This window comes from Novosphingobium jiangmenense, from assembly GCF_015694345.1.
In the GTDB taxonomy this organism is placed as follows: Bacteria; Pseudomonadota; Alphaproteobacteria; order Sphingomonadales; family Sphingomonadaceae; genus Novosphingobium; species Novosphingobium jiangmenense.
The window spans coordinates 1-12042 of the sequence record NZ_JADQDC010000012.1; the positions used below are offsets into that span (position 1 = coordinate 1).

Annotated in this window: 9 protein-coding genes and 1 pseudogene; 1 reads left to right on the forward strand and 9 read right to left on the reverse strand. The window is 64.8% G+C overall.

The genetic code is table 11. The annotated features are described in order from the left end of the window. Positions 1 to 394: 394 nt before the first annotated feature. The 8 genes and pseudogenes from I2488_RS15465 to I2488_RS15500 form a co-directional block, all read right to left on the reverse strand. The gene (locus tag I2488_RS15465; protein WP_196276720.1) at positions 395 to 1135 is read right to left on the reverse strand and encodes an HD domain-containing protein; all 741 of its coding nucleotides are present in this window, start codon (positions 1133 to 1135) and stop codon (positions 395 to 397) included. Positions 1136 to 1346: 211 nt separating this feature from the next. Then, complete coding sequence (locus I2488_RS15470; protein WP_196276721.1) at positions 1347 to 2522, reverse strand: acetyl-CoA C-acyltransferase; 1176 nt, start codon at positions 2520 to 2522, stop codon at positions 1347 to 1349. Positions 2523 to 2525: 3 nt separating this feature from the next. Next, positions 2526 to 4118: a class I adenylate-forming enzyme family protein gene (locus I2488_RS15475; protein WP_196276722.1), complete on the reverse strand. Its 1593-nt coding sequence runs from the start codon at positions 4116 to 4118 to the stop codon at positions 2526 to 2528. Positions 4119 to 4132: 14 nt separating this feature from the next. Further along, positions 4133 to 5368, reverse strand: a pseudogene (locus I2488_RS15480) (3-hydroxyacyl-CoA dehydrogenase); the annotation flags it as partial. A gap of 44 nt (positions 5369 to 5412) precedes the next feature. Further along, positions 5413 to 6645, reverse strand: coding sequence for a serine hydrolase domain-containing protein (locus I2488_RS15485; protein WP_196276724.1), 1233 nt, complete (start codon positions 6643 to 6645; stop codon positions 5413 to 5415). Between the two features lie 10 nt (positions 6646 to 6655). Beyond that, positions 6656 to 7456, reverse strand: coding sequence for a thioesterase family protein (locus I2488_RS15490; protein WP_246465717.1), 801 nt, complete (start codon positions 7454 to 7456; stop codon positions 6656 to 6658). Positions 7457 to 7659: 203 nt separating this feature from the next. Beyond that, on the reverse strand, positions 7660 to 8940 hold the full coding sequence (gene gluP / locus I2488_RS15495; RefSeq protein ID WP_196276725.1) for a glucose/galactose MFS transporter: 1281 nt from the start codon (positions 8938 to 8940) through the stop codon (positions 7660 to 7662). Positions 8941 to 9057: 117 nt separating this feature from the next. After that, complete coding sequence (locus I2488_RS15500; RefSeq protein WP_196276726.1) at positions 9058 to 9945, reverse strand: LysR family transcriptional regulator; 888 nt, start codon at positions 9943 to 9945, stop codon at positions 9058 to 9060. A 99-nt stretch (positions 9946 to 10044) separates the two neighbouring features. Between I2488_RS15500 and I2488_RS15505 the strand changes: the two genes are divergently transcribed. Beyond that, a complete protein-coding gene (locus I2488_RS15505) occupies positions 10045 to 11157 on the forward strand; it encodes an S-(hydroxymethyl)glutathione dehydrogenase/class III alcohol dehydrogenase (RefSeq protein ID WP_196276727.1) in 1113 nt (370 codons plus the stop codon). Between the two features lie 69 nt (positions 11158 to 11226). On the opposite strand, the gene I2488_RS15510 is transcribed toward I2488_RS15505, so the two are convergent. Next, on the reverse strand, positions 11227 to 12006 hold the full coding sequence (locus I2488_RS15510; protein ID WP_196276728.1) for an SDR family oxidoreductase: 780 nt from the start codon (positions 12004 to 12006) through the stop codon (positions 11227 to 11229). Between the last annotated feature and the right edge of the window lie 36 nt (positions 12007 to 12042).

A 12042-nucleotide genomic window follows, 5' to 3' on the forward strand; every position in this document is an offset into this window, starting at 1 on the left:
ATCCGTCCGGGCCCAGGCTCCCCAGCGGTCTAGGCAACCAAGGTGGCTACGGGCTCGCGAACGGCGCGGGTTGGGTCGCTAGCGACCCAACCCGCAATCGCATCATGCACCATTTCCAAGATACAAGATGGCAGCGCGAAGCGCTGACGGAGGGGTAGCGGCCCCTCCACCACCAGCTGCGCTGGCGGTCCCCCGTCCCCGTTTGTCCTGCGGAAAAACAGGGAGGATCGTGTACTACCCCACCTGAGGGGCTAGCGTCGACCAAGCCCTCCCCCCGTCATCCTGAACTTGTTTCAGGATCCATCTTGCCGATCAAGCTGCCGCTCCGGACGAGAAATGGACCCTGAAACAAGTTCAGGGTGACGACCAAAATCAAGGTTGCACCGATAGACCCTCACAAAAAATTATTCGGCCAAATCATCGTCCGCCACATGTGCGCCGTTGGCGATCCATCAAACCCCAGCCCTTCCTCCGGCTCGCGGAAGTTCCTCGCGATGACGCCTTCCAGTTCCTCCGGCTCTACCACCGGGAAGTCGTCGAAGAAGTAGGTGTCGTAGAGCGTGACCTGCCGCGCGGTCATGTACCATTCGTGGGCCTGCGCGTATTCGGCGTCTTGCAGCAGGTATTCGGGCACCTGATAGTCGCCCCCGAAGAACTTGTGGTAGCTGTCGGGATAGGAATAGCCGACGCTTTCGTCGGCCACGTAGCGCAGCGCCTGATGGTACTTCACCGCGAAGGCCACTTCCGGATCGACATAGGGCGCGATCAGCTGCGCGCTCCAGTAGCTGTGGTCGGCGCGGATCAGGCAGCCGTTGGAAATGTCGTGGAGCAGACAGGCGAGCACGACCTTTTCGGGCAGGCCATCGTCCAGCGCGCGCTTGGCGCTGACCAGCAGGTGCCGCACGGTGATGTCGCCAAAGCGGTAGCGGAAGAAATCGATCAGGCGCGGGCGCTCGGGCATGCGGGGCAGGGCGGGGTTGTCGCCCATCATGAACACCGTCTTCGGATTCAGGAGCTTGAGCAGTTCGGCCTCGTTGTCGACGAAGTCGGTGCCCTTCCAGCCTACCGGCGAGGGATAGATCAGCCTCTCGCGCCCGGCCTGAGGCCAAGGGCGTTCGTTGTCATTCTGGTTCATGCTCAAAGGGTAGGCCGGGGGCCACGAAGGAGCAAGAACCGTCCTTCCCCCTCGATGGAAGAAGGTTACGCAGGCTTGGCAGCTTGTCTGCCTAGCCGAAATTGGATGGGGTGACCAAGCACTGCGCCTGATCACCCCCATCCAGCCTGCGCTAGCGAGCAAGCTCGTAAGCTTCGGCATCCTTCCCCCATCGAGGGGGAAGGAGCGCGTGTTACAGAACTTCGAACAGCCCGGCAGCGCCCATGCCGCCGCCGACGCACATCGTCACCACGACGTACTTCGCGCCCCGGCGCTTGCCTTCGATCAGGGCGTGGCCGGTGCAGCGTGCGCCGGTCATGCCATAGGGGTGGCCGATCGAGATCGAGCCGCCGTTGACGTTGAGCAGGTCGTTGGGAATGCCCAGCTTGTCGCGGCAGTAGAGGACCTGCACGGCAAAGGCCTCGTTCAGTTCCCACAGGCCGATGTCGTCCATCTTCAGGCCAAAGCGCTGCAGCAGCTTGGGGATGGCGAAGACCGGGCCGATGCCCATCTCGTCGGGCTCGGTGCCCGCAACCGCCATGCCGACATAGCGACCGAGCGGCGCGAGGCCCCGCTTGGCGGCCATTTCCGCCTCCATCACGATCACGGCAGACGATCCGTCCGAAAGCTGGCTGGCGTTGCCCGCCGTCACGATGCCGCCTTCGATCACCGGCTTCAGGGCCTGCAGGTTCTCGATGGTGGTCGAGGGGCGGTTGCCTTCGTCCTTGGTCAGGTGGACGTCCTGGAAGGTGATCTCGCCGGTTTCCTTGTTCTGGACGCCCATCGAGGTGTCGACCGCGACGATCTCGTCATCGAACTTGCCCGCAGCCTGCGCGGCGGCGGTGCGCTGCTGTGATTGCAGGGCGTATTCGTCGCAGGCCTCGCGGCTGATGCCATAGCGCTGGCCGACGATCTCGGCGGTCTGCAGCATCGGCATGTAGATCGCCTTGTGCATCGCCATCAGGCTCTTGTCCGGGGCGACGCGCATTTCCTTGGTCTGGACGAGGCTGATCGATTCCTGCCCACCTGCGGCAACCACGTCCATGCGGTCGATGATCACCTGCTTGGCGGCAGTGGCGATGGTCATCAGGCCCGACGAGCACTGGCGGTCCATGCTCATGCCCGAAGTGGTGATCGGCAGGCCCGCCCGCAGCGCGACCTGGCGGGCGATGTTGCCGGCCTGCGCACCCTGCTGCAGGGCCGCGCCCCACAGCACGTCGTCAACCTCTGCCGGATCGATCCCCGCGCGGGCGACCGCTGCCTGCAGGGACAGCGCGCCGAGCGTGGCGCCCGGCGTTGCGTTGAAGGCACCCTTGTAGGCGCGCCCGATGGGCGTGCGGGCGGTCGATACGATTACGGCGTCACGCATGGTTCATGCTCCTGCTGGGGATGTTTTTTCGAGGGATGTGGCGGCGAGGATGGGGTTGCCGCCGAACCTGTCGCGAAGTTCGCGCTTCAGCACCTTGCCGATCGGACTGCGCGGCAGTTCGTCGGTGACTTCGATGGCGGAAATGCGCTGGGTCTTGCCTAGGCGGCTGTTGGCTTCGGCGAGGATGGCCTTGGGGTCAGCGGCATGATCGGCGAGCACTACCACGGCCAGCGGGGTCTCGCCCCAAGCATCGGACGGCACGCCGACCACGGCGGCTTCCTTGACCGCGCTCTGCCGGGTGAGTTCGGCCTCAAGGTCGCTCGGGTAGATGTTGAACCCGCCGGAGATGATCATGTCCTTGGCGCGGTCCATCAGGATCAGGAAGCCGTCCTCGTCGAACTTGCCGACATCGCCGTGGCGGATGTAGCGGCGGCCTTCGGAGTCGTACCATTCGACCTCGCGGGTCTTGTCGGCCTTGTTGTGATAGCCGTTCATCATGATCGGCGAATGGCCGACGATCTCGCCCACTTCGCCCTGTGGCAGTTCGTTGCCGTCCTCGTCGATGATCTTGATGATATGTCCCGGCGAGGGCTGGCCCACGGTGTGCAGCTTGTCCGGGTAGAGGTGGGCCAGCAGGATCGACGTCGCGCCGCCCTCGGTCATGCCGTAGCCATCGGTCAGCCCGCCGGGCCAGCGTTTCAGCACGTCGGCCTTGAGCCACGCCGGGAAGGGCGCGGAGGTGCAGGACTTGAGCTTGTAGGAAGAAAGGTCGAAGCTGTCGAAGTCCGGCACTTCCATGATCCGCCGGTATTGGACCGGCACCAGCATGGCGTGGGTCACCCGCTCGCGTTCGGACAGTTGCAGGAACGTGCGCGCATCGAACTTGCGCATCAGCACGACCTTGCCGCCAGCGGTGAGGGCGGGGAGGAAGCTGACCAGCGTGGTGTTGGAATAGAGCGGGGTCGAACAGATCACCGCGGTATCGTCGCCATAGCCGCCAGGGATCGTGCGCCGCGCATATTCGTGGCGCATCTTGTGGCTCTGCACGATGCCCTTGGGCGCGCCGGTAGTGCCCGAGGAATAGATGATGTTGAACGGATCGCCGGGGGCGGGGGTGCGCTCCTCGGGCCTTGCGCCTTCCTCCGCCATCCACCGACTGAGAGGCTCGCCTGCATCGCTGTCGTCCAGCGCGATGCGCTTTACCCCGACGGGCAGTTGCAGCCCTGCCAGCCTGTCCGAAATCTCCTTGTCCAGCAGCAGCACCCGGCTGCCGCTGTCTTCGAGCATGGCCACGATCGTCTCGGGCGTTGCGGTCGAAGTCAGCGGCGCCGCTACCGCGCCTGCCCGGATCGCGCCGAGGAAGGCAAGGCCGGTGGTCACCGCGTTCATCGCCGCGATGGCGACGGGTTCGTCCTTCTCCACGCCCTCGCGCTGGAGGGCGGTGGCGATGCGGTCGAGCAGGGCGTTCATTTCCGCCCAGCCGACAGTGCGGTTCTCGTCAGCCAGCGCCACCGCGTCGCCCCGCCTTGCGGCATGGGCGCGCAGTATGTCGCTGAGCGGCGTGAACTCGCTCTCGACGATATCCTCGATCCGCATCGCCACGCTCCCGCTCAGTTGAACTTCTCGCCTGCAGCGGCCTTGCGCTCCAGCAGCGGAGCCACCGGGAGACCGTGCTTCTTCAGGCCTGCGACGACCGTATCGAGCCCGATATGGTCGGCCCAGAACATCGGCCCGCCGGTCCATGCCGGCCAGCCATAGCCGTTGAGCCAGACCGTATCGATGTCGCTGGCGCGCTGCGAAATGCCTTCCTCGAGGATCAGCGCGCCTTCGCTGATCATCGGATAGAGCAGGCGCTCGCGGATCTCGTCCTTGCCGATCTCGCGCTGCGGCTTGCCCTCCTTGGCGGCGAACTGGGCGATGATCGCCTTTACTTCATCCGAAGGCGTACGCTGGCGGTTGTCGTCGTAGTCGTAGAAGCCCTTCTTGGTCTTCTGGCCCCAGCGACCGACTGCGCAGAGCGCATCGCGCAGCGTCTCGATGCGGTTCGGGTCGCGGTGCCAGCCGATGTCGACCCCGGCGAGGTCGGCCATCTGCCACGGCCCCATCGGGAAGCCGAATTCGAGCAGCGCCTCGTCGACGTCCCAGTAGTTGGCGCCTTCCATGATCAGTGCATGGGCCTGCGCCTGACGGGGTGAGAGCATGCGGTTGCCGATGAACCCGTGGCATACGCCCGAAACCACCGGCACCTTCCCGATCTTCACCGAAAGCGCCATCACCGTTGCCAACTGCGCCTTGCCGGTCGCCTTGCCGCGCACGACCTCAAGCAGCTTCATCACGTTGGCGGGCGAGAAGAAGTGCATGCCCATTACCGATTCCGGGCGCGAGGTGACGGCGGCGATTGCGTCGATGTCGAGATAGCTGGTGTTCGAAGCGAGGATCGCGCCTGCCTTGGCCACCTTGTCGAGCCTGCCGAACACGTCCTTCTTCACGTCCATGCTCTCATAGACCGCCTCGATCACCAGATCGGCCTCGGCCAGAGCATTGAAGTCCAGCGTAGGCGTCAGGCGGCCCATCGCGGCTTCAGCGTCCGCTGCCTCCATCTTGCCGCGCTTGACGGTGTTCTCGTAGTTCTTGCGCATGGTGGCGACGCCACGGTCGAGCGCTTCCTGCGTCATTTCCACGATCGTCACCGGGATGCCCGCAGTCAGGAAGTTCATGGTGATCCCGCCGCCCATCGTGCCGGCACCGATCACGCCGACGCGATTGATCGGCAGCAACTGCGTGTCTGCGGGAATGTCGTCGATCGTCGCGGCAAGCTTGCGGGCCGCGTCGATGTGTTCCTTGGCACCGGGAATGGGGTCGGACATCGCTTCTCTCCTGTGCTGTTTGATCAGGCGCGACTGGTGGCCAGCGCGCTGTAGATCAGCGTCTTCAACTGACGCCGGATGGGGTAGATGAACGAGGGATAGAGCTGGGTCATGAAGACCGCATGGACCTTCTCCACCGGGTCCACGAAGAACGCCGTCGAGAATATCCCGCCCCAGTAGAATTCACCGGCAGAGCCCGGCACAAGTGCCCGCGCGGGATCGATCGTCATGCCAAAGCCAAGGCCGAAGCCAGCACCGGCGTTGTAGGCCTCGCTGAACAGAGCTTTCGACACCTGCGTGAGATCCGCACCGCCGGGCAGATGGTTGGCTGTCATCAACTGGAGCGTCTTCGGACTGAGGATGCGCGTGCCGTCGGTCGCGCCGCCATTTACCAGCATCCGGCAGAAGCGGTGATAGTCGGCCGTCGTCGACAGCAAGCCGCCGCCGCCGCTCTCGAACCGTGGCACCCGGCGCGTGCCGGACTTCTCGGCGGGGTCGAACAACTGCGGCGGTTGTCCCGCCTGATAGGCCCAGGCATCGGCCAGTCGGTGCGCCTTGTCGTCGGGACAATGGAATCCGGTATCGACCATGCCGAGCGGCTCGAAGATCCGCGTGCGCAGGAATTCGCCGAGGCTCATGCCCGAGAGTCGCGCCACCACCACGCCCAGCACGTCGGTGCCCACCGAATAGTTCCAGGCCTGTCCCGGCTCGAACTCCAGCGGCAGCTTGGCCAGTTCCTCGACGAAATGGTCGTTACCGGGCAGGCTGGCGTGCCCGTCCAGCCGCGCTTTGCGGTAGGCGGCGTCCACGTTGGTGCGGTTCTGGATGCCGTAGGTGAGGCCGGACTGATGCGTGATCAGGTCGACCATGCGCATCACTGGGGCAGGGCGCGCCGGAAAGAAGTCTACTTCTCCGCCCCCGCCAGCATAGACACCGAGGTTGGCAAACTCCGGGATGACCTTGGTCACCGGATCGTCGAGCGCGACCTTGCCTTCCTCCACCAGCATCATGAACGCCACCGACGTCAGCGGCTTGGTCATCGAGGCGATCCGGCAGATCGTGTCCGCCGCCATCGGCGTGCCGTCCTCTCGCGCGCGGCCAGCGGTGTGGCGATAGACCGCCTCGCCATCACGCGCGACCAGCACATCGAGACCCGGCAGTCGGCCGCTGGCGATGTAGTGCTCGTCGAGGTAGTCACCGATCCGGGCCAGCCGGTCTGGCTCGAACCCCAATGATTGTGCGTCGGCCAGTTCCATGTCTTTCCCCTCAGCCAAAGATCGCCACGCTCTGCAGGCCGTGCATGACCTGCACGCCATCGGCATTCCACATCCGCAAGGTTTCGCTGCTGAAACCATCCGCCATGTGGTTCGAAGCTGTCTCGAGCAGCCACCAGCCATCGCGCGTTTCCGGCGCGTCACCCAGCAAAGTGAATGACCAGTTGATCGAGCTGATCGGGCCGCGCCGCTCCATCGCGCGCATCGAGCCGGGCGGCAGCGTATCGCCGATCAGCACCAGCTCGCCCACCGGATCGAGGCATGCGCGATCACGCAGCCGCACCCAGCGCCGCACCACGCCGGGGCGGCGGTCCTCCTTTGCCTCGCCGCGCCGCAGCTCGAAGTTGTTGACGAAGTGCAGGCCTTCGGGCGAACCTAGTTCGGGCAGGTCGGCGTAGGGAACGAAGTTTTCGGCGCGCGCCGCCGTGACGCTGCCGTTCGAGGTCCGCGCACTGCCGAATACCCACGCTGCGCGGTGGGCGAGCGATCCGCCACTCGTCATGTCGGTCTGGATGTTGGCCACGCTTTTGCCTTCGCGCAGGCTGGAGACTGTGATGTCCACGTCGGAGCCAACCGGCGCCAGGAAACTGATCTGTGCCGCTCGCAACGGCGGCAAGTCGGGCCGCGCCTTGCGCGCTGCGGCATAGGCGAGGAACGAGGATGCCCCCCCGTACATCGTCCGTCCCTGCAGCCAGCCATCGACCCCGCGTAGCGAGAAGTCAGGCCCGGTCCCCGTCATCGCCTGTGCGATCGCTCCGATCGCTTGCGCTTCCGTCTCGCTTGCAGCTTCCAACGCTCTCTCCCGGTCGTATCGTTTCACGACTCTGTGCCACAAAGAGCTAGTGGAAGTTTACGTAAAGGGAAAGAGGCGGGTGGGCGCGATCGCGTCAGGTAGTGCGGCTGACGCTACGGCATGCCCGCTGCATTGCGGGCAAAAAAATTCAGCCCCGGATCGGCTCCGGGGCTGAATGTGAGAGGCCGGCTGTCGCCGTAGTGTCAGTGCATGGATTCGCCGCTTGCGCGGCGCAGCACTGGAGCCTTGGCAGCGCTGGCGGCAAACAGCACGAGCAGCACGTAACAGGCCAGTGGCACTATGAACGAGACGAGAATCCCGGCGTGGTCCGTCACCGCACCGGCCAACAACGGGATGCCCGCCCCGCCGATGATGCCGGTGCACAGCAGACCCGAGGTCGCTTCCTCGCTTGCCGACGAGCGTTCGAGCGTGAGCGTGAAGATCACCGGGAACATGATAGAGTTGAACAGGCCAATCGACAGCGCGACGTAGCCCGCCGAAACGCCACCGATCGCCATGACCCAGGTGCAAAGCGCGGCTGCGACGAGGGCGAAGATCATGAGCAGTCGCGCCGCACTGAAGCGGGCGAGCAGCACCGTGCCGATCGCGCGGCCGACCATCGCTCCCAACCAGTAGAACGAGACTGCCTTGCCGGCCTGTTCGAGGCTGATGCCCCAGATCGCGGGATTGTTGAGGAACAGCGCCATCTGCGTACCCAGCGCCACCTCCGCACCCACATAGACGAAGATTGCGGCTGCGCCGAGCACGGCCCAGCGCGAAGAGAACGCCTGCGAAAGCAGAGCGCCGATCCCGCCGGTCGGCGCTGGTGCAGGAGCGGCCTGCGAAATGCGTGTGCGGTTGACCCAGAAAAAGCCGATCAACAGCACCATCAGGCCGCAGATCCAGAAATAGGCGCGGTCGATCCCGGCCAGCGCTGCGGCGCGTACTTCGGGCGTAAGGGCAGTCCCTTCGGTGACTTCCACACCCTTGAGGAACAGCGAGGCACCGAGCGCCGGGCCGAGGAACGTGCCGAACGAGTTGAACGTCTGCGACAGGGTCAGGCGGAGGTGGCTGCCCTCGGGCTTGCCCAGCGCGGCGGCCAGCGGGTTCGCTGCCACCTGCAGCACGGTGATCCCGGCGGCGAGGATGAACAGCCCCGTCAGCACCAGCGGATAGGATGCTGCATTGGCGGCGAACAGCATGACCACGCAGGCAATCGCCATCGTCACCAGCGCCAACAGGATGGCTGGCACCGCGCGGATGCGGCCGATGATCGCGGCAGCGGGCAGGCTCATGAAGCCATAGGCGATGAAGAAGGCGAAAGCCGAAAGCTGTGCCTCGAGCGTGGTCAGGGTGAACACGCCCTTCACCGCCGCCACCAGCGGATCGATCAGCGAGGTGATGAAACCCCAGGCAAAGAACAGGACGGTGACGGCGGCAAATGCCGCCTTCTGCGAACCGGAACCGGCTGAACTACCTGACACATCACTCTCCTCGACCGACCGCTGCGGGACCGTTGACGCGCCGGTCTAACCAGCAGTGTCAGCGATGTCATGGGATTTGCATAGGTATTACCGGGATGTTTGCGCTACCTTGAGGCTCTAACCCCTCGCCATTGCCGGAACCAGTTCGCGCCGCAGTTTCTCGATCAGTCGCTGCACCTTGGGCAGCAGGTGCCGGCGTTGCGGATAGACGGCCCAGATCGGATCGTCCTCCGGCCTGAACGCGGCGAGCACTTCGACGAGCGAGCCTTCGGCGATCGCCCGGCTGACATAGAATTCCGGCAACTGGCACAGGCCGATACCAGCCATTGCCGCATCGAACACCGCCGTTCCGTTGCTGCAACGCCAGCGCCCGCGCGGACGAACCGTACGGACCTCGCCGTCGACGAGATAGCGCCACATGTCGAGGGTGGCAGGAATGCAGTCATGCGCTTCCAGATCGTCGACCGTCTCGGGCGTACCGTGAGCGGCAAGATATGCGGGGGAAGCACAGGTCACGATCCCGCGTGTCGCGATCTGCGTACGGATCAGGCGGCTGTCAGGCAGGGTGCCCGTGCGGATGGCAAGATCGTAACCTTCCGACACCAGTTCGACCACGCGGTTCGACAGGTCGAGGTCGACCGAGAGCTTCGGATACTCCTGCACGTAGGCCCGGACGATCGGCGCCACGAAGCGCTCGCCCAGCGCGGTCGGGCAGGTGATGCGCAAGTGCCCCTGCGGCTCGCCCTGAAGGTCCAACATCGCAATCGCTTCATCACGCTCGGCAATCAGGCGGCGGAACTGGTCGACCAGCGTGCGCCCGGTGTCCGTCAGGCTGACAGCCCGCGTCGTGCGGTGGAAGAACTGCGCGCCAAGGCCCTGTTCAAGCCGCGCCACGGCCCGGCTCACGTGCGAAGTCGATGTCCCCAGCCGCTTCGCCGCTGCCACGAAGGTGCCCGTATCGGCAACCGCGACAACTTCATCTATCCCGTCCCAGCGATTGCTCATTATTCTCGTCTTGCAACAGTGTTTCGCATATCGGGCGATTTAACACCGGCTTAGCAATTATGCTAACGCGCCGCCACACCCAAAGGGAGACCCCGCACCATGAAGACCCGCGCCGCCGTAGCGTTCGCGCCCAAGCAGCCGCTTGAAATCGTCGAGCTTGATCTCGAAGGCCCGAAGGCGGGCGAGGTTCTGGTCGAGATCATGGCCACCGGCGTGTGCCATACCGACGCCTACACGCTCGATGGCTTCGATAGCGAAGGCATTTTCCCGAGCGTTCTGGGCCATGAAGGCGCAGGCATTGTGCGCGAAGTCGGCCCCGGCGTCACCTCGGTCAAGCCCGGCGATCACGTGATCCCGCTCTACACCCCCGAATGCCGCCAGTGCAAAAGCTGCCTCTCGGGCAAGACCAACCTGTGCACCGCGATCCGCGCCACGCAGGGGCAGGGCCTGATGCCCGATGGCACCAGCCGCTTCAGCTACAAGGGCCAGACCGTCTTCCACTACATGGGCTGCAGCACCTTCTCGAACTTCACGGTCCTGCCCGAGATCGCGGTCGCCAAGATCCGTGAAGACGCACCCTTCAAGACCTCGTGCTACATCGGCTGCGGCGTCACCACCGGCGTCGGCGCGGTGATCAACACCGCCAAGGTCCAGGTGGGGGACAATGTCGTCGTCTTCGGCCTCGGCGGCATCGGCCTCAACGTGATCCAGGGCGCGCGCCTTGCCGGCGCCAACAAGATCATCGGCGTCGACATCAACCCTGATCGCGAGGAATGGGGCCGCAAGTTCGGCATGACCGACTTCCTCAACTCCAAGGGCATGAGCCGCGAGGACGTCGTCGCCAAGGTCGTCGCCATGACCGACGGCGGCGCGGACTACACTTTCGACGCCACCGGCAACACCGAAGTGATGCGCACCGCGCTTGAAGCCTGCCACCGCGGCTGGGGCACCTCGATCATCATCGGCGTGGCCGAAGCCGGCAAGACCATCGAAACCCGCCCGTTCCAGCTCGTCACGGGTCGCAACTGGCGCGGCACCGCGTTCGGCGGCGCCAAGGGCCGCACCGACGTTCCGAAGATCGTCGACATGTACATGACCGGCAAGATCGAGATCGACCCGATGATCACCCACGTCATGGGCCTCGAGGAAATCAACACCGCCTTCGACCTGATGCACGCGGGCAAGTCGATCCGCTCGGTCGTGGTGTTCTGATCCTGACCAGTTGACGTACACTCGGGAAAAAGGCCGGCCGGACAACGAGTCCGGTCGGCCTTTTGAGCTTCACATCGCCGAGATACCGCCGTCCAGCTTGAGCTCTGCCCCGGTCATGAAGCGGCTTTCGTCGCTCGCAAGGTAGAGCACGCCAGCGGCAATGTCGTTCGGCTCGCCGACGCGGCCCAGCGGAATCTGGCGGGCCAGCTTGCCCATGACCACGTCCTTCTCGATATTGGCGTTGGTCGCGATTCCGTCGAGGATCGGCGTGTCCACGAAGGTCGGGTGGACGGAATTGCAGCGCACGTCCCAGCCGCGCTTGGCGCAGTAAAGCGCGACCGACTTGGTCAGCATCCACACCGCTGCCTTGCTCGCATTGTAGCCCGGCATGGTGTCGGACGCGATCAGGCCGGCGATCGAGCTGATGTTGATGATCGACCCCGGCTGGTTGTCGCGCAGCAAGGGCAGGGCCTTCTGGCAACCGAGGAACACGGAATCGACGTTGATCGCAAAGCCGCGATGCCACTCTTCCAGCGTGCAGGTCTCGATATTGCCGCGCACGCCGACGCCCGCGTTGTTCACCAGCACCGAGAGCCCGCCCAGCTTCTCCGCCGCCAGCGCGACCGCCGCGTCCCAATCTGCCTCGCTGGTTACGTCATGGCGCATGGCAAAGGCCGTCCCGGCACCAATCTCGGCATTGATCGCCTCGGCCTGCGCCGCCGCACCATCGCCGTTGATGTCGGTCAGCAGCACCCGCGCACCCTCGCGCGCCAGCATCCACGCGTGCGCCGCACCCAAGCCCTGCGCCGCGCCCGTCACGAGTGCCTTCTTGCCCTGAACCCTGCTCATCGCGTCGCTCTCCTGCTTTCCGTTTGCGTCAACGAA